Origin of the sequence: Bacillus sp. TH25 (assembly GCF_016650935.1) — a bacterium.
GTDB lineage: Bacteria > Bacillota > Bacilli > Bacillales > Bacillaceae_G > Bacillus_A > Bacillus_A mycoides.
In genome coordinates, this window is sequence record NZ_JAEKEU010000009.1 from 648,152 (window position 1) to 667,083 (window position 18,932).

Consider the following 18,932-nt stretch of genomic DNA (forward strand, 5'->3'; position numbering starts at 1 on the left):
ATTTCTTTCCTTTTCACTACAAGCGTTGCTCTTACAATCATTACAGTAAATTTTTATTTAGGGGGATATACATGAATCAAACAATAGGGAGAATTGAAGAAATTTCATTTTTTAGTACATCACTTCAAGAGGAGCTTACACTTCTTGTTTATTTACCAGTAAATTACACACCTCTCCATAAGCATACGGTTGTTATTGCACAAGATGGTAGAGATTATTTTCAGCTTGGTAAAGCGCACCGTGTAATTGAGCGTCTTCGTGAAACTGAAGAAATCGACCGCACAATTATTGTCGGTATTCCATATAAAAATGTACACGATCGTAAGGAAAAATATTTCCCAAATGATGTAAAGAATGCTGCTTACATTCGTTTCCTTGCTCATGAGCTTGCTCCATATATTGATGCAAATTATCCAACGTATCAAATGGGTAAAGGACGCGTTTTAATTGGAGATTCTCTCGGCGGTACAGTTTCCTTCATGACCGCACTTATGTATCCGCATACATTTGGTAAGGTCGTTATGCAATCACCATTTGTTGATGAAACAGTCATGAACTTAGCAAAAGATTTCAAAAATCCGGGGGCGCTAGATCTTTATCACGTAATTGGGACCGAAGAAACAGCTGTCAAGCGTACAGACGGACAAGTATCTGATTTCGTAGAACCAAATCGCGAGTTAAATAAACTACTTACAGATAGAAATTTCATCACGCATTATGAAGAGTTTGAAGGGAATCACACATGGAAATATTGGCAAGCAGATTTACCAAAAGCATTTTCTCATATTCTATCAATGAAATAATAGAGAGCGGTATTCAGAATAATTTGATATAATAGATAAAGAGATTTATTCTCAAAATCTAACTAGACTTGCAAAGGGAGGAATTGGAACATGAAATTAGGAATTGTAATTTTCCCATCAAAAATGATTCAAGATAAAGCGAACGGATTACGTAAACGTTATGATCCGCATTACGCATTAGTTCCGCCACATATTACATTGAAAACACCCTTTGAGACGCAAGATGAACAATTAGAATCGATTGTGAATGAGTTACATACAATCGCAAATAAAACGAACCCTTTCACCCTTCATGTTGGGAAAGTCGGTTCATTCGCACCTGTTAATAATGTTCTTTATTTTAAAGTAGAAAAAACACCTGAACTTACTTTCTTAAATGAAGAAATGCATAATGGTTTCTTTACACAAGAGCGCGAGTACTCTTTCGTACCTCATTTAACAATCGGTCAAGACTTATCAGACGCAGAGCACGCTGATGTATTAGGTCGATTACGTATGAAAGATTTCTATTATGAGCAACCAATCGATCGTTTCCACCTTCTATACCAATTAGAAAATGGAACGTGGACTGTACATGAAACATTCCACCTCGGAAAGGAGAACAACTAATTTGCACGCACAAATCGTACAAACGGACGAACAACTAAGAGATGCATTCTCTGTACGTAAGCAAGTATTTGTGAATGAGCAACGTGTTTCTGCAGAAGAAGAGTATGATGAGTTTGAAGAGATTTCAACACACGTTGTTATATATGATAATGATGTTCCAGTTGGTGCTGGTCGCTTCCGCATCGTTGATGGAATAGGAAAAATGGAGCGCATTTGCGTACTAGCTTCACATCGTAAAAAAGGCATTGGTAAAATCATTATGGATGCACTTGAAGCGTATGCGAAGGAAGAGTCTCTACCGAAATTGAAACTCCATGCCCAAACACATGCTGAATTTTTCTATAAAAAGCTAGGATACGTGACGGCTTCTGATGTGTTTATGGAAGCAAATATCCCGCACGTCGTAATGATAAAAGAGTTATAAAGTGAAACTTTAATCAGTGGGGGGTTTGTTCATCCCCCACTGATTATTAGCCTTCACCAATCGGGCGTTTACGGGCACCTGAATTTTGAGGTGAGAGTTTTACTGCCCGCAAATAGCGGGGTAATTTTGTAGCAGGAGGTAGCCCCTCCTGTTTTTTACATTGCTATTTTCTTTTTCTTCCGCTAAAGTTAAATGTTGATGCTATAGTTTTGAAGGTGAATATATGACACAAGAAAAATTTTCACAAAAATCGTTAACACACGCTGGTATTCCGCAAGCGACGTATCATATTCCGAAAACATCTACCCATTTAATTATGGAAGAAGATGCAGATGCGGCGTATTTCCGCGCTTTAGAACAGCAAGGTGTTTATTTAAATGAAAAACAGTTAGAAGCAGTGCAAACGACAGAAGGACCTGTCCTTACACTAGCTGGTGCTGGAAGTGGTAAAACATCTGTTTTAACAACTCGCGTTGGTTATTTAGTTAATGTAAAACATGTCCATCCGCGAAATATTTTGCTGCTGACGTTTACACAAAAAGCAGCTGAAGAAATTCGAAGCCGTGTAGCGAATTTACCTGGTATGAATCATGCCGCAAGTAGCTATGTCGTTGCTGGTACATTCCACTCTGTCTTTTTAAAATTGCTTCGTAGTCAAGGATATAATCAGCAAATTTTAGCAAATGAAAAACATAAACAAATTATGATAAAGAAAATTTTGAAAGAATTGCGCTTAAAAGACGATTATGATGCCGAAACGATACTCGCTATGATTTCACTTGAGAAAAACAAATTGAATCGTCCGAAAGATGTAAAAGCGAAAACACCGGTTGAACAAGAGTTCAAAGAAGTATACGAACGTTTCGAAGAGGTAAAACAACGACACAATTATATCGATTTTGACGACATCTTATTAGAAATGTATTATATGTTAGAAAATAACGCTCCCCTGCTTACTCAATTACAAGAGCGTTTTCATTACATTGAAGTAGATGAGTTTCAAGATACGTCGTATGCACAATATGAAATTGTAAAATTGTTAGCCACGCCGAGAAATAATTTATTTATCGCAGGTGATGACGATCAAGCGATTTACGGCTGGCGAGGGGCAAGTCACCAAATTATTTTATCTTTTCCAAAGGAATTTGATAATACTACGATTATCGCACTTAATACGAATTATCGATCTAATCCATTTATCGTAGGACTTGGAAATGAAGTTATTAAGCTCAATCAAGAACGTTTTGATAAAGAGCTATATTCTGTTCGTAACGATGGCATACAGCCGTTTTATGCACGACCTGCGACAACTCTTGATGAAGCAAATCAAATTTTGCAACTCATTCAGGAAAAAGTAGATAGTGGTGAACGAAATTATAAAGATTTTTGTTTATTATATCGTACACATTCTGTAAGCCGTTCTTTACTTGATCAGCTTACAATTCATAAGATTCCATTTATTAAACATGGAGCAAGCCAATCGTTCTACGAACATTCTTTAATTAGGCCCGTATTAGATCACTTACGACTCGTGCTTGAACCGTTCCGCCTGGAATCACTTTCAAATATATTACCAACAATGTATATTGGCCGTGATGAGTGCATTTCATTTATTGAACGTGAGCAATGGAAATATGGTGAGGGCCGTTTCCCTTCTCTTCTTCATTTTCTATTACTAAACCCAAGCTTGAAACCTTTTCAAGTTAAAAAAGTAAATGAGCGAATCGATTTTATTAAGTTTATAAAAGAACTTGAACCGAAAAAAGCATTGAAAGAAATTATTCATGGTAAAGGAAAGTATTTAGAGTACTTACAAAGTAATGATCGTTCTTCCTTTACGATGCATAAGGACATACAAGAAGAAATGTTAGAAGAATTAATGGAATCAGCAACTCGCTTTACGGATATTCCAGCTTACTTACAATTTATTAACGAGGCCATTCAAGGTCAAAAAGAAATGGAAGCATTAAAAACAATGCCGCAAAAAGATGCTGTATCGCTTATGTCAATTCATAACGCGAAAGGCCTTGAGTTTCCATGCGTCTTTTTACTCGGAGCAAGCGATGGTATATTGCCGCATACTTCTTCTTTAAAAGATGCAAATGACCGTGTGACGGAGACTTCTGAAGCATTAGAAGAAGAACGACGATTACTCTATGTCGCCATTACACGCGCAAAAGAAGAACTTTACATTTCCTCCCCGCAATTTTTCAGAGGAAAGAAACTAGATATATCTCGTTTTCTATATACTACGCAAAAAGATTTACCTGAAAAGACATCCATTAAATAATGGGTGTCTTTTTTCCATATCACGATATGTACATCCCCTCTATATAAATTCCCTGTTTCTATCCTGAGAATTAACGTAATATCAACCATATCCCGTTCATATTGTAATAGTGTATGTCAGAACTCACGATAAGGAGTGAACATAATGAGCTGCAATTGTAATGAAGATCATCAACACCATGATTGTGATTTCAACTGTGTATCTAATGTCGTTCGTTTTATACATGAACTACAAGAATGTGCAACCACAACATGTGGATCTGGTTGCGAAGTTCCATTTTTAGGAGCACATAACACTGCATCAGTAGCGAATACACGTCCTTTTATTTTATACACAAAGTCTGGAGAACCTTTTGAAGCATTTGCACCATCTTCAAGCCTTACTAGCTGTCGATCTCCAATTTTCCGTGTAGAGAGTATAGATGATGATGATTGTGCTGTATTGCGTGTATTAACTGTAGTATTAGGTGATGGTTCTCCTGTACCACCTGCTGACGATCCAATTTGTACGTTTTTAGCTGTACCAAATGCAAGACTGGTATCAACCTCCACTTGTCTTACTGTTGATTTAAGCTGCTTCTGCGCTATTCAATGCTTACGCGATGTTTCTATATAAAACTGAATACTAATTTTAAGCATGGATTGGGTGGCAGATGATTCTGCCACCCAATCCATGCTTAAAAGGTATTATTATGTATTTTTTATAAAATTGGGAACTTGTCTAGAACATAGAACCTGTCCTTTTCATTAACTGAAAGTAGAAACAGATAAAGGAGTGAAAAACATGTTCTCTTCTGATTGCGAATTTAATAACATTGATTGTGAGGCGAAACCAGCTAGTACACTACCTGCCTTCGGCTTTGCTTTCAACGCTTCTGCACCTCAGTTCGCTTCACTATTCACACCACTACTATTACCTAGCGTAAGTCCAAACCCAAATATTACTGTTCCTGTAATAAATAATACAGTAAGTGTCGGAGACGGTATTCGAATTCAAGTAGCTGGTATTTATCAAATCAGTTATACATTAACGATTAGTCTTGATAACGTTCCTACTGCACCAGAAGCTGGTCGTTTCTTCTTATCATTAGGTACACCAGCTAACATTATTCCTGGATCAGGTACAGCGGTTCGCTCTAACGTTATTGGTACTGGTGAAGTAGACGTATCCAGTGGTGTTATTCTTATTAACTTAAACCCTGGTGACTTAATTCAAATTGTACCAGTTGAACTGCTTGGAACTGTAGACATCCGTGCTGCAGCATTAACAGTTGCACAAATTAGCTAGTAAAAAGCGGTATTTCTTAATTGAAATACTGCTTTTTATTTTTACAATAAAAAACACTCACCGTAACATGAGTGTTTCATTCTTCATATTGTTTTATTTTATTTTTCTTTTTCCCACAGTTGCATCCCTTTTTTTTCACAAACCCTTGTTGCTGTAACTGTTCTTGATATGCCTGTTGGTGTGCTTGTTGCTGTTGCTGTATGTTATACCACTGCTGTAGATCATATGAATTTTGCCTTGGATTATTGCTCACAGCAAACATCTCCTCTACTGTCAATTCTGTCTATTTACTATATGAACAACTCCTTATTTCCGTTCCCGCATCCTCTTAAACTCCGCTTTTTCTAACATCATGAAGATTTATCCCGATTGGTGAGGGCTGATAATTAGCGGGCAATGCCCCACTGATTAAATTTTCACTTTATTATTCTCCCATAAAATATCCTGTAATTGTTTCAATGATCGCTGCTGCACCTGCAATGGCTAATAATGCTAGTACAGGCTCTGCAACAATAGGAATCCATTTATATAAAACTAATAAAAAAGCACTAACCCACACACCTGTACACCAATAGCAGCTTAATAATTCTCCAATCCACTTTCTTAATCCTTTCCCTTTCACCTTTGTAAAAGTCGATACACTTCCATCAGGCTCTGTAATCTCTAACTCATCAATAAACGGTCTTCGCAAAAAAGCTGTAATTTTATCATAAACAATAAGACGAGTTAACCTAAAAGCAGCTAGCGCAAAAATAAAAAATAAAAGCCAGCTTGTAAATAACATAATTCCACCTTCCCTATCCTCTTTAGCCTATTTAAAAAAAAAGGTCTTAAGATTGTGACCAAATCTCCCCCACTCCAATATCTTATTAATGTAAATACAAACAAGAAGATAAGGAGTGACATTAATGAGTTGTAACGAAAATAAACACCATAGCTCTTCTCACTGCGTAGTTGACGTCGTAAAATTCATCAATGAACTACAAGATTGCTCTAGTTCAACATGTGGTTCTGGTTGTGAAATTCCATTTTTAGGAGCACACAATACTGCAGCAGTAGCGAATACACGCCCTTTTATTTTATACACAAAAACTGGTGAACCTTTTGAAGCATTTGCACCATCTTCAAGCCTTACTAGCTGCCGATCTCCAATTTTCCGTGTGGAAAGCGTAGATGATGATAGCTGTGCTGTCTTACGTGTGTTAACTGTAGTATTAGGTGACGGTTCTCCTGTACCACCTGCTGACGATCCAATTTGTACGTTTTTAGCTGTACCAAATACAAGATTAATCTCGACATCTACTTGCATTACTGTTGATTTAAGCTGCTTCTGTGCGATTCAATGCTTACGCGACGTTTCTATAGTTAAGTAAACTAAAAAACTATTGGGGTGGTAGAAGCTTTCTACCACCTTTACATATTTAAAAGCCGGCCATATCAATCGATTTGATGTCTTCTATAGATAACCGAACATCTCTCATACTATTTGGTGGCATAATGGATACAATGCCATTACGGTAAGATATAATCGATCCTATATATGAGACGGTCGTCGTTCTTATTCTACATCTTATTTTCGGAATGTAATGAGGACGATTTAATAAAAAATGAATTTTTTCTTCATTATTCATATCCTTAAAGGATTTATTGTAAGGGACCGTTCTCACTTGCTCTTCCTCTACTTTTTCTTCCACCTCCACTTGAGGCTCCTCTCGTGGTTCTTGTTTCTCTTGTTCTACCACTTCTTCCACAGCACTACTTACAATACTTTCATTTCTATTACTTTGCTCTTTTTGATCCTCATCTTCAAAATTCGTTAAAATAATTCTTTTTATTTTCGGTGCAGCGAGTTCTAAATTTACTTGTGCAATATATAACAACGGTTTTCCAACTGTTGAACTTTTATTTTTATTCTTCACACTCGTCCCTCCCACTTCCATACGTAGCTGGATAAATCGTGTACTATTATAGTTATATTCATAACGTGGCTAGAACTTTCGTTAAAAATCGTTCTTTCTGAGAACAATTAAAAAGGACAGTCTCAACGTTTAGAGACTGTCCTTTTTAAACTTTAATTCCTATTATATTTATCCTAAAATATGATATCCTGAATCAACATGAATGTTTTCACCTGTTACTCCGCGTGCTAAATCACTGAATAAGAATACTGCTGTATCTCCAACTTCTTCTGGAGTCGTCGCACGACGAAGTGGTGCGCGCTCCTCAATTTCTTTTAAGATTGAGTTAAAGTCGCCTACACCTTTCGCAGATAACGTACGAATTGGTCCTGCAGAAATAGCGTTAACGCGAATGCCATGTTGTCCTAAATCGTTCGCTAAATATTTCACGCTAGCTTCTAATGAAGCTTTCGCAACACCCATAACGTTATAGTTTTTCACAACGCGCTCGCCGCCAAGGTATGTTAAAGTTAAAATATTTCCGCCTTCTGTCATCACTTTCTTCGCTTCTCTTGCTACAGCTGTTAAAGAGAATGCACTAATATTTTGTGCAAGTAAAAATCCATCGCGAGAAGTATCTACAAATTCGCCTTTTAAATCATCACGATTTGCAAAAGCAATACAGTGTGCAACACCGTGAATTGTACCAACTTCTTGCTTAATAGTTTCAAAGCAAGCTGTAAGTTCCTCATCATTCGTTACATCACAAGGTAATACAAGTGATTCTTGTCCTTCTAATGTTTCCGCTAGTTCACGAACGTTTCTTTCTAAACGCTCTCCTGCATATGTGAATATTAATTTTGCACCTGCATTATGCAAAGAGCGAGCAATTCCCCATGCAATACTTCTTTGGTTCGCAACGCCCATAACAACAAATGTTTTCCCTTGTAATAGTTCCATGATATATCCTCCCAGAAATACTTATACTTGTTATTAGTACCTGATACTATGATTATAGTACCATAAAACCTCTTAAAGGCAAACAAAAAAGTCACTAACATAAATTTGTTAATGACTTTTTGTTTCTATAAAAAACCTTTCTAATCCTTCTTCCCAAGTAGGCATTTGTAAAAAACCATTTAATTGTAGCATTTTATGCTGAAAGATCGAATATTTCGGTCTCGCTGCCGCCGATCCAAATTCCTCAGTCGACACAGGTAATACATTCACTCTTATTTTTGTATGCGAAAATATTTTTTGAGCAAATTCAAACCAAGAACATGAACCGCGATTTGATACGTGATACGTACCGTATAAGGATGTATGAATGAGCTTATTAATCACAGTAATTAAATCCGCCACGTACGTAGGAGAACCAACTTGATCAGCTACAACAGATATGTTTTCTCTCTCTTTTCCTAATCGTAGCATCGTTTTCACAAAATTATTTCCATACTTACCATACAACCAGGATGTACGAACTATAAAATATTTATTATGTAACTCTTTTACGAACTGCTCTCCTGCAAATTTAGAAGCTCCATATATATTTATCGGTGCTGGATTATGAAATTCATGATAGCCATCCGGTTTGTCACCTGGAAATACATAATCAGTACTGACATACACTAACTTAGCCCCTATTAATTGTGAAGCAACCGCTACATTTCGAGCTCCAATCGCATTTATTAAGTAAGCAAGATCCTGTTCTTTCTCAGCACCATCTACCTTCGTATACGCTGCACAATGAACAATTGTATGTGGCTTTATTTCTTGTACCACTTGCTTAATTCGAGATATATTTGTTACATCTAATAGCTTTTTATCAAATGGATATATGTCATATTCCTCAGAATTCAACTCTTCTTGTAGTTGCTTCCCTAGCTGACCGTTCGCTCCCGTTATGATAATCCGTTCTTTCATCTACATGCCCCTTACTTTTCTTTTAGTGGTTTCCACCAGTCCACATTGTTTTTATACCATTCCACCGTTTCTTTTAATCCTTGTTCGAACGTATACCTCGGTTCCCATTCAAACTCATTCTTCATTTTTTGCGCATCAATCGCATAACGACGGTCGTGACCTAAACGGTCTGTTACAAATTCAATATCTTTTTTCGTTTTTCCTAAAAGTTTTATAATTTGTTCCACAACATCTACATTTGTTTTTTCGTTATTTCCGCCGATATTATATACCTCTCCTACACGTCCCTTATGTAAAACGGTGTCAATTGCACTACAATGATCCGTTACATGCAACCAATCCCTTACATTCAATCCATCACCATATAATGGTAGTTTCTTTTCTTCAAGCGCATTCGTAACCATTAACGGAATTAATTTCTCAGGATATTGGTACGGTCCGTAGTTATTAGAACAACGCGTTATAATAACTGGTAATTGATACGTTTCATAATAAGATAAGGCTATCATGTCGCTACTCGCTTTACTTGAAGAATATGGACTATTAGGAGCTAGCGGGGTTTCCTCTATAAATTTCCCGGTTTTCCCTAAAGAACCGTATACTTCATCTGTTGATACTTGCACGAGTTTAATATATGAATATTTTTTCACTAACTCCAACAGCGTGACTGTACCTATTACATTCGTATCATAAAAAGGAATTGGGTTTTCAATACTACGATCCACATGTGATTCAGCTGCGAAATTTACAATTACTTGCACGTCACGTTCCTTAACAACATGTTCCAGCAGCTCTCCATTTTGGATTTTCCCTTTTACAAATGAGTAGTTAGGATTTTCTTGAATAGACTTTACATTATTTAAATTCCCGCTATATGTTAATGCATCGTAATTAATGATTTTATATGTTTCATAGTTTTTTAACATATAGTGAATGAAATTACTTCCAATAAATCCAGCTCCACCTGTAACTAATATATTCATAAACAACTCTCCTACTTAAAAACTATCTTCATATTCCTGAAGTAATGGTAATATTCGATCCTTATCGGACAAGATAGGATTTGTTACCGGCCATGGAATTGATAATTCTTTATCTTCCCAAAGCAAACCGGAATCGTGATCAGCACTATAATACTCATCTACTTTATACATAACAATTGTATGAGGTACAATTGTACAAAAACCATGAGCAAATCCTTTCGGCACTAATAATTGCCTATGATTATCTGCGCTTAAAATATAACCTCTCCACTTTTTAAATGTAGGTGAATCTTTTCGCAAATCAACGATAACATCATATATTGCACCTTGCATAACTTGAATGAGTTTCGTTTGTGCTTTCGGATTTTTTTGAAAGTGTAGCCCTCGAATCGTCCCCGAATGCGCTGAATAAGATACGTTATCTTGCACAAATGAATGCGTAATCCCTAACGATTCTAGCATCTTCTTATTATAACTTTCAGTAAAAAAACCTCGCTCGTCTTCAAACAATCTCGGTTCTAACAATTTCGCATCGGTAAAATTTGTTTCTACAACTTTCATATTTTCACCTATTCTCCATTAAACTGTTTCCCAAAGTTTATATCCCGCGCTAACGTATTCGCTCTTTGAAGAGAAGCATGCGTTCCCGCATCAGTCCACCAGCCGCTCATTTCATTATAAGTAAGTACTCCTCGTTTTAAATACCAATTATTTATATCTGTAATTTCAAGTTCCCCTCTTGCGGAAGGTTTTAATTCTTTTATATAAGAAAAGACTTTCGAATCATACAAATAAATTCCCGTAACAGCATAAGAACTTTTCGGCTCATTCGGCTTTTCTTCAATTCCAATTATTTTTCGGCCTTGAATATGCGCTACACCAAATCGCTCGGGATCTTCTACAGATTGAAGCAGCACTTTAGCCCCTTCTTTTTGACTTGCAAACTCTTCAACATACGGGCGAATATCATCTGAAAAGATATTATCTCCTAATATAACTACCATCCGATCATTTCCTACGAAATCTTCACAAAGTCCTAGCGCCTGCGCAATCCCGCCCGCCTTATCTTGCACACGATACGTAAAGGATACACCAAACTCTTGACCACTTCCTAGAAAGCTCACAACATCTCCCATATGCTCTTTACCGGTAATAATCATAATATCTGTAATTTCACATCGCTTCAGCTTATATACCGCATGATAAATCATCGGATACCGCCCAACGGGAAGTAAATGTTTATTCGTTACTTTCGTTATTGGATATAATCTCGACCCTGTCCCGCCTGCTAAAATAATCCCTTTCATCCTTCATCTCTCCCTTATGATGGAGATAGCACATCTTTATAATGTTCCACAAAAATTTCCCGGTATTTCTCATATGTATCCGCATCAAACTCATCTCCGTTGTAATGAATACACCATGGATTTGCTTGATTAGGGATACCAATTAAATATCCAGCCTTTTGAAATTCTAAAGACTGTGACACATCATAGAAATGGAATCCTTGAAACAAATCCTCTCGCCACGGAATATCATACTGCGTTGCCATGAGTAAACCATCGATTGCTTGCACTGACATAAAAGATTGATTTCCATAAAACCCCTGATCCAAATTTAATAATTGATAATTCTGTCTTCTGTACTCAATCACTTTCCCTACTAAATTTTTCCCTTCCCACCATATCCCGTTACTCGGTAAAAACTGAGCACCAGCTACTCCAATTAAACCAAGCTTTTCATTTTCTTTAAAAAGAGAAATGAGGGTACAAAACATATCACGATTAATAAGGTAAGTATCTTGATGTATATATACTTTATATTTTGCCGGATATGAAAGTGCTCGATTGTACGCACTTGCCATACTTTTCGCATCTCGTATCGGAAAAATTTGCACTACATAGCCAGGGGGAACAAAAATGTTTCTTATTTGCCTTTCGCATTGCTCGAAAAGCTCTTCATTATTTACACAAACAACGACTAATATTGTATGATCTTTCATTTTGTAGCCCTCTATTCTTCCTTATTCACATCTGACATATAGTTCTCTACAAATACTTTTCTATACTTTTCATAGTTCGTCATATTTACATCGAAATGATAATGAATACACCAAGCATCACGCTGCACAGGGACACCGACTGTATACCCAGCTTTTTTAAATTCAAAAGATTGGGATACATCATAAAAATCAAACCCATCAAATAAGTCCTCTCGCCACGGAATATCATATTGTGTCGCCATCAATAAACCGTCAATACATTCCACAGGAATAAACGTTTTTGATTCATGAAATGGTTGCTCTAAACTAGCCATATAAAATAACTCGTTCATGTAACCAATTACTTTCCCAACTATCCCTCTTCCTTCGTTCCATACACCGTGCGGGGGAACATACTGGGCTCCAACCATCCCAATCATCCCAAGATGCTCGTGTTCCGTAAATAATTGAATTAATCCAAATAAAAAAGCCCCATTTACAATAAAAACATCTTGGTGTAAATACACTTTATATTTCGCTGGATTCGAAAGTGCTTGATTGTATCCGCTCGTCATACTTTTTGCACCGCGAATCGGCATGAATTGTACACTATATCCTGGAGGTACTGCCAATTTCAATATATGTCTCACGCATTGTGCATACAATTTCGAATCATTTACACATGTCACCATCAAAATCGTTTTATCAGGATTATTCATATTTGTGATTTTTCTGCTTCAATAATATATTGAAATACAACTGTCTCAGCCATGAAGCCACTTCCAAGACGATACTTTTTACAAATTCCATATAACTCTTCAATAAGTGGCTCATATATTTTATGATCAACATATACACGATCTACTTTACTAATAGAATATCCTGCTTTTAAAAACATTCTTAGCATTTCATTAAAAGTAAAGAAACGAATATGCGTTTTATCTAATAAGCCATATTCTGTATACGTCCAATTTCCAGCGAGTAAGGGAGCTAATACTGAAATGTGCGCAACGTTTGGTATGCTAGCTAAAATCACACCATTTTCTTTTATATATGGCTTTACTTTCTTTATGACAGCCCACGGATCAAATAAATGCTCTAATACATCCCCGAATATGACACAATCAAATTGTTCCTTCTCATAAGGAAGATCCATTGTTTCTATATCACCTAAAATAACATGATCTAGTTTTTCTTTCGCTTTTTCGGCAGCCTCTGGGAATGCCTCAATTCCTGATACACGTGCTCCATTTTCTTTTATAGCCGCTCCTAATGCACCGCTCGAGCAACCAATATCAAGAACTTCTTGCCATTCCTTTTTTATATGCTTGAATAAATTAGGGTTTATCGCATTATAATAATGTTCAGATTTTTCTTCGTATAAAGAACTTTTCTCCCGATTCATTTCACACACTCCTTATGCAAATTGAATTTGAAATATAAACAAAAGATATTCTACAAAGGATGCCATCTCTATTGGTTGCATTACCAATACTCTAATATATAGCCATTCTACTATCATTAGAATAGCGACAAGTCATTTCCTAAAAATAGAACAAATTACATTTTATATTGTTTATCATAGACGCCTCTAAAATATTTACGGTTATATTCAATCGCAGCATTATTCGGAACATAAGAAGCTGCCAATTCATTATAATAATAAGCTTTATCTTGATCTCCTAATCTGCTATAACAAATACACATTTGTAAATATGGAATCCACGTATAACTAGCCGGACTGTGAAAAGGACTATCCTCTGCTAGCGGCACTTCAGTTGCTAGCTTAAACCAAAATATCGCTTCATTATACTTTTGTTGTTCCATATATATATATCCTATTCTTGTACAATTCTCTCCTCTAGGAATACCATAACGAAACGACTTCGTACAAGTTTCAACTGCCTTCTCCCAGTCTCCTAACTTCGCATAACAATCTCCTAACTTACCACATGCATAAATTTTCTCTTCATGCCATCCTTCCTCTTGATTAAGAAATGTTTCATACAGAAGAACCGCATCGTCGTATTTTTGATTATCCATAGATTCATTACCGTAATAAAATAAATCTCTCGGGCTTAATTCTTCTCCAGCTGCTACAGCATTTTGAAAAATTTTCAAATTACGATTCGTTATTTCTTTTTCTTTCTTATGTGTAATGGCGACATTACTATTGTAAATCTCACCAGAAACAGCTAAATACTCATGCACCTTTCCAAACCATTGAAATTGTTTTTCACGCTTTACAAGTCGGTATCTTCTTGTGCAATATAAAGGTTTCCCATTAGAATCCATTACAAGATAATAAGGCATAGAAACAGCGTCAACTTTACCATCTAACTCTCGTTTTAATGTTTTCAGTGATTCTTGAGCTTCCTCTAATAACACATCATCAGCATCTAACCATAATATATATTCTTGCGTTGCTTTTGAAAACGCAAAATTTCTAGCTGCCGCAAAATCATCAACCCACGGAAAATCGTGTATGTTAGAAGTGTATTTTGCTACAATTTCCTTCGTTCGATCAGTGGATCCTGTATCAACTACAATAATTTCATCAACAATTTTTTCTACCGCGTCCAAACATCGATCTATTGTATTTTCCTCATCGCGAACAATCATACATAGACTAATTGTAATTCCTTGCTTGTTCAACATAATCACCCTCTTCCAACTCAATCATATGTTATACATACAATAAACTTTCCATTTTTTTAACTTGTTCAAGCTATTTAAGATTTCTTTTTAATAATTCAAATGTCTGTGTCATTTTCTTGCGATTTTGCATCTACTATATAATGAAAGCTTTATGGAGGTGAATTTATGTCAAATAATAATTATTCAGATGGCTTAAATCCTGATGAATTCTTATCAGCTAGTGCATTTGATCCTAATCTTGTAGGTCCAACTTTACCACCAATACCACCGTTTACACTTCCAACCGGGCCTACTGGGCCTACTGGGCCGACTGGACCTACTGGACCTACCGTACCGACTGGGCCTACTGGACCGACTGGGCCTACTGGACCGACTGGGCCTACTGGACCGACTGGACCGACTGGACCGACTGGGCCTACTGGGCCTACTGGGCCTACTGGGCCTACTGGGCCTACTGGAGACACTGGTACAACTGGCGCGACTGGACCGACTGGACCGACTGGGCCTACTGGAGACACTGGCGCAACTGGACCGACTGGGCCTACTGGAGACACTGGCGCAACTGGACCGACTGGGCCTACTGGTGCCACTGGTGCCACTGGTGCCACTGGACCGACTGGACCGACTGGACCGACTGGACCGACTGGGCCATCTGGATTAGGACTTCCAGCAGGATTGTATGCATTTAACTCTGCTGCAATTAGCATATCTCTTGGATTTAATGACCCAGTACCATTTAACACTGTTGGATCTCAGTTTGGTACAGCAATTTCTCAATTAGATGCTGATACTTTTATCATAAGTGAAACTGGATTCTATAAGATTACTGTTATCGCATATACTGCATTAGTAAGTGTATTAGGTGGCCTTTCAATTCAAGTGAATGGTGTTAATATTCCTGGCTCTGGAACAAGTTTAATCTCACTTGGAGCACCTATCGTTATCCAAGCAATTACACAAATTACAATAACTCCATCAATGGTTGAAGCGGTTGTTACAGGGCTTGGATTATCGTTAGCTCTTGGTACGAGTGCATCAATTATTATTGAAAAAATTGCTTAATTTTTTACTTAGCAGTAAAACTGATATCAGTTTTACTGCTTTTTCAATTATGAATTCAATCATGAAACCTTCACTACCTACATAATCATATTGTTGTATGACATTTCGCAGGAGGCATCTATATGGAAAATAAATCTGCTGTCCAGCTTTATCTCGAGTTGTTAAAGAAAACAATTCTGTTTGAAATATGGCTAGAGTATGAGCCATATTTACCTGCTTCGTTACATATATCTAAGGAACTTCCATACGAACCCGTTACAGTTCCACTCCCTTTATTTATTAAACAATATGCAGAAAATCATAATTTAAAAATTATTAAACCTAACGTTTTAAAAAGCGAACGTCAAGACGGAATGGATTGGCCAAGAGCAGCACACAGTATGATCGGCCGGGAACGCATGAATCAATTACATGAAGCATTAGAAACAGTTGTCCGTGAAAATATAGAAGGTGATTTTATTGAAACAGGTGTGTGGCGCGGGGGATCGTGCATTTTTATGAATGGTTTTTTACAAGCAAACAACATTACTGATCGCAATGTATGGGTTGCCGATTCATTTGAGGGCCTCCCAACACCAAATATAGAACAATACCCGAGAGATTTCGGCGATTACTTACACAGCTTTGATTATTTACGTGTTTCTTTAGAACAAGTACAAGAAAACTTTAGAAAATACGATTTATTAAATGACCAGGTAAAGTTTTTAAAAGGTTGGTTTAAAGATACTTTACCCTCAGCACCGATAGAAAAAATTGCGATTGCTCGCCTTGACGGTGATATGTATGAATCAACGATGGATGGTCTCGTAAACTTATACGATAAAGTTTCTAAGGGCGGCTATATAATTATCGATGATTACGGACTACCACCATGCGCTGAGGCTGTGACAGACTTTAGAAATCAAAGAAACTTAAAAGCTCCTATTACTAAAATTGATGTATTCGGGGTTTATTGGCGAAAAGAATAGGGCGAAACTTTATTCAGTTAAGGTTTCTCCATCTCACACTAATTATTGGCCTTCGCCAATAGCATGATAAATAAAAACAAAGGCTCCCATTACTATTTCCAGTTGTTCTAGGGAGCTTTTTACATATCGCAACAGTTCTAATATCTTTTCCCCTCCCACTATAAAATGGTAGCTGCATATTAAAAATGTTGGTTCCCTGTTTACTACAAGGAAGGAGTGAAATTATGAGCGAGCTTGAAAAAAAAATCGCATTAATCCCACCTCCCGAACTCGTCCAATATGTAGGGGGCGACTTTCAAAAGGTTGGAAAAGAATTCATAAAGTATTTTATTCAAATTGGTAGTTTAAAATCCAATGAAACAGTGTTAGATGTAGGTTGTGGTGTCGGCCGAATGGCGGTCCCATTAATGAATTACTTAAGCGATGATGGAGCTTATTATGGATTTGACTTATTTAAAGATGGCATTACATGGTGCAAAAATAATATTTCAGCTACCCGTAGCATTTTCCATTTTGAACACGTTGATATATATAATCAATTCTACAACCCAGAAGGAAAAGAAGATGCTTCTCAATACAAATTTCCATATGAAGACGATTCATTCGATTTTATTTTTTTAACTTCTGTATTTACCCATCTCCTTCCGAAAGAATTAGAACATTACGTATCTGAGATTGTACGTGTTCTAAAAAAAGATGGGAGATGTTTTATTACCTTCTTTCTCATTAACCCTGAATCATCCTATTACTTAAATTCTGGGCTAAGTACATTAGGTTTTTATCATCAAATTGAAAATTGTTATGTTGTGAATAAAGATATTCCTAATTTCGCAGTTGCCTATCCTGAAGAAGATATCCGCACCTTATTAAATAAACATGGCTTAGAGGTAATTAATAAACCGCATTATGGTTTATGGTGCGGCAGAAATGAGTATACAAGTTATCAAGATATCGTTCTTACAAAAAAAGCTTCTGAAAGGTAGTTTCGTATGAATAATAAAAAAAAGTCACCTCTCGTTTCCATCCTTATTCCCACTTATAATCGACCACATTATTTCAAAATTGCTCTAGAAAGTGCATTAGCACAAACTTATCCAAACATTGAAATTATTATAGGAGACGATAGTACAAATGATGAAACAGAAATCTTAATAAATGAACAGTATTTACCTAATTATAAAAACATAACATACATTCGAAATACCACTACTTTAGGACAATTTCATAACGATCTTATGCTCTTAGAGAAATCTAATGGGGAGTATATAAATTTTTTAATGGACGATGATGTGTTTTATAATCATAAAATACAAAAAATGATGGCTTATTTTGAGCAAGACACAAATAAAAATCTCGCTCTTATAACTTCTTATCGAGTACGTATTGATGATCACGGGAATTTAATTGGAGATGCTCATCCAACACAAAGATTATATAGCGAAGACATTCAATTAAACGGAATATTTTTAGGCGACTGGATGTTAAAAGGTGGACATAACATTATCGGTGAGCCTACAACTATTCTGTTTAGAAAACAGTTACTCACTGAACCTTTCGGCACGCTAAAAGGAAGGCACTATTCTTGTAGTGTCGATATGGCATCATGGATTTCCTTACTTTCTAAAGGAGACGCAGTATACATATCCGAACCTTTAAGCCAATTTCGCTACCATACTGGGCAACAAATACACAGCAAGCTCCTTGAAGGATCTGAGGATTTTACGCAACTCGTTATAACTTCAAAAGAATACGGATTTTTACAAGATAATACAGATTATAGACTAGGTCTAATTAGCGCTTATAAATGGTGTAAAAATTCCTTAGAATATTATAGTCAGCTACCAAACCTCATTCCAGATGCACATGTACGTCTTTCCCATTGTTTGGACATAATTATAAAAGAGCTACATCATTAGTCTATTCTGCGAAAATAAAATGTGTGAGCTTTACGTGAATAATGCGTATAGTTCATACATTCTTTTTAAACTATGTGATGCACCAACTAAAACCCACTAATATAGAGAGCAGTAGAAAGGAATTCATACA

The 18,932-nt window shown here is 36.5% G+C and carries 23 protein-coding genes; 11 read left to right on the forward strand and 12 right to left on the reverse strand.

The genetic code is table 11. The features are described from left to right. Positions 1–71: 71 nt before the first annotated feature. The 6 genes from JFT89_RS07880 to exsF all read left to right on the forward strand — a co-directional run bounded on the left by JFT89_RS07880 (position 72) and on the right by exsF (position 5,413). Positions 72–803 carry an alpha/beta hydrolase gene (locus JFT89_RS07880; protein WP_002030493.1) on the forward strand — a complete coding sequence of 244 codons (732 nt, stop codon included), beginning with the start codon at positions 72–74 and terminating at the stop codon, positions 801–803. 90 nt (positions 804–893) lie between these two features. Beyond that, complete coding sequence (locus JFT89_RS07885) at positions 894–1,412, forward strand: YjcG family protein (RefSeq protein ID WP_002011397.1); 519 nt, start codon at positions 894–896, stop codon at positions 1,410–1,412. Position 1,413: 1 nt separating this feature from the next. Next, complete coding sequence (locus tag JFT89_RS07890; protein WP_002064289.1) at positions 1,414–1,836, forward strand: GNAT family N-acetyltransferase; 423 nt, start codon at positions 1,414–1,416, stop codon at positions 1,834–1,836. A 223-nt stretch (positions 1,837–2,059) separates the two neighbouring features. Further along, positions 2,060–4,126, forward strand: a complete 2,067-nt coding sequence (locus JFT89_RS07895; RefSeq protein ID WP_016094540.1) for an ATP-dependent helicase — start codon at positions 2,060–2,062, stop codon at positions 4,124–4,126. 144 nt (positions 4,127–4,270) lie between these two features. Beyond that, positions 4,271–4,741, forward strand: a complete 471-nt coding sequence (gene cotY / locus JFT89_RS07900; protein ID WP_002064287.1) for a spore coat protein CotY — start codon at positions 4,271–4,273, stop codon at positions 4,739–4,741. Between the two features lie 168 nt (positions 4,742–4,909). Next, positions 4,910–5,413, forward strand: coding sequence for an exosporium protein ExsF (exsF, locus tag JFT89_RS07905; protein ID WP_002011391.1), 504 nt, complete (start codon positions 4,910–4,912; stop codon positions 5,411–5,413). A gap of 76 nt (positions 5,414–5,489) precedes the next feature. Here exsF and JFT89_RS07910 read toward each other — a convergent pair whose 3' ends face one another. Beyond that, the gene (locus tag JFT89_RS07910; RefSeq protein ID WP_002064286.1) at positions 5,490–5,675 is read right to left on the reverse strand and encodes a hypothetical protein; all 186 of its coding nucleotides are present in this window, start codon (positions 5,673–5,675) and stop codon (positions 5,490–5,492) included. A 162-nt stretch (positions 5,676–5,837) separates the two neighbouring features. Continuing rightward, positions 5,838–6,197: a DUF1360 domain-containing protein gene (locus tag JFT89_RS07915; RefSeq protein WP_000899658.1), complete on the reverse strand. Its 360-nt coding sequence runs from the start codon at positions 6,195–6,197 to the stop codon at positions 5,838–5,840. 124 nt (positions 6,198–6,321) lie between these two features. Between JFT89_RS07915 and exsY the strand changes: the two genes are divergently transcribed. Further along, entirely contained in the window at positions 6,322–6,786 is a 465-nt protein-coding gene (gene exsY / locus JFT89_RS07920; protein WP_016094541.1) for an exosporium assembly protein ExsY, read from the forward strand. Positions 6,787–6,834: 48 nt separating this feature from the next. Here the strand turns inward: exsY and JFT89_RS07925 are convergent, their stop codons facing one another. The 10 genes from JFT89_RS07925 to JFT89_RS07970 form a co-directional block, all read right to left on the reverse strand. Then, entirely contained in the window at positions 6,835–7,353 is a 519-nt protein-coding gene (locus JFT89_RS07925; RefSeq protein WP_002064284.1) for a CotO family spore coat protein, read from the reverse strand. A 147-nt stretch (positions 7,354–7,500) separates the two neighbouring features. After that, positions 7,501–8,271, reverse strand: coding sequence for an enoyl-ACP reductase FabI (fabI, locus tag JFT89_RS07930; protein ID WP_002011384.1), 771 nt, complete (start codon positions 8,269–8,271; stop codon positions 7,501–7,503). 108 nt (positions 8,272–8,379) lie between these two features. Further along, a complete protein-coding gene (rfbD, locus tag JFT89_RS07935) occupies positions 8,380–9,234 on the reverse strand; it encodes a dTDP-4-dehydrorhamnose reductase (RefSeq protein ID WP_002064283.1) in 855 nt (284 codons plus the stop codon). Between the two features lie 11 nt (positions 9,235–9,245). Continuing rightward, entirely contained in the window at positions 9,246–10,217 is a 972-nt protein-coding gene (rfbB, locus tag JFT89_RS07940) for a dTDP-glucose 4,6-dehydratase (RefSeq protein WP_016094543.1), read from the reverse strand. Positions 10,218–10,232: 15 nt separating this feature from the next. Next, positions 10,233–10,778, reverse strand: coding sequence for a dTDP-4-dehydrorhamnose 3,5-epimerase (gene rfbC, locus JFT89_RS07945; protein WP_002134993.1), 546 nt, complete (start codon positions 10,776–10,778; stop codon positions 10,233–10,235). 8 nt (positions 10,779–10,786) lie between these two features. After that, positions 10,787–11,524, reverse strand: a complete 738-nt coding sequence (locus JFT89_RS07950; protein WP_002064280.1) for a sugar phosphate nucleotidyltransferase — start codon at positions 11,522–11,524, stop codon at positions 10,787–10,789. Positions 11,525–11,538: 14 nt separating this feature from the next. After that, positions 11,539–12,219: a glycosyltransferase family protein gene (locus JFT89_RS07955; protein WP_016094544.1), complete on the reverse strand. Its 681-nt coding sequence runs from the start codon at positions 12,217–12,219 to the stop codon at positions 11,539–11,541. Between the two features lie 11 nt (positions 12,220–12,230). Continuing rightward, complete coding sequence (locus JFT89_RS07960; RefSeq protein ID WP_002134988.1) at positions 12,231–12,917, reverse strand: glycosyltransferase family protein; 687 nt, start codon at positions 12,915–12,917, stop codon at positions 12,231–12,233. Next, the gene (locus JFT89_RS07965; protein WP_016094545.1) at positions 12,914–13,603 is read right to left on the reverse strand and encodes a class I SAM-dependent methyltransferase; all 690 of its coding nucleotides are present in this window, start codon (positions 13,601–13,603) and stop codon (positions 12,914–12,916) included. Before JFT89_RS07965 ends, JFT89_RS07960 begins: the two co-directional genes overlap by 4 nt. Positions 13,604–13,758: 155 nt before the next feature. Next, on the reverse strand, positions 13,759–14,856 hold the full coding sequence (locus JFT89_RS07970; RefSeq protein ID WP_002064275.1) for a tetratricopeptide repeat-containing glycosyltransferase family 2 protein: 1,098 nt from the start codon (positions 14,854–14,856) through the stop codon (positions 13,759–13,761). 165 nt (positions 14,857–15,021) lie between these two features. Between JFT89_RS07970 and JFT89_RS07975 the strand changes: the two genes are divergently transcribed. From JFT89_RS07975 to JFT89_RS07990, 4 genes are all read left to right on the forward strand, one after another. Continuing rightward, positions 15,022–15,918 (forward strand): BclA C-terminal domain-containing protein, encoded by an 897-nt coding sequence (locus JFT89_RS07975; RefSeq protein WP_201039738.1) that lies wholly within the window; start codon positions 15,022–15,024, stop codon positions 15,916–15,918. 122 nt (positions 15,919–16,040) lie between these two features. Further along, positions 16,041–16,886, forward strand: a complete 846-nt coding sequence (locus tag JFT89_RS07980) for a TylF/MycF family methyltransferase (RefSeq protein ID WP_002064272.1) — start codon at positions 16,041–16,043, stop codon at positions 16,884–16,886. 224 nt (positions 16,887–17,110) lie between these two features. After that, positions 17,111–17,869 (forward strand): class I SAM-dependent methyltransferase, encoded by a 759-nt coding sequence (locus tag JFT89_RS07985; RefSeq protein ID WP_201039739.1) that lies wholly within the window; start codon positions 17,111–17,113, stop codon positions 17,867–17,869. A gap of 6 nt (positions 17,870–17,875) precedes the next feature. Next, complete coding sequence (locus JFT89_RS07990; RefSeq protein WP_002064268.1) at positions 17,876–18,802, forward strand: glycosyltransferase family 2 protein; 927 nt, start codon at positions 17,876–17,878, stop codon at positions 18,800–18,802. Positions 18,803–18,932: the final 130 nt, after the last annotated feature.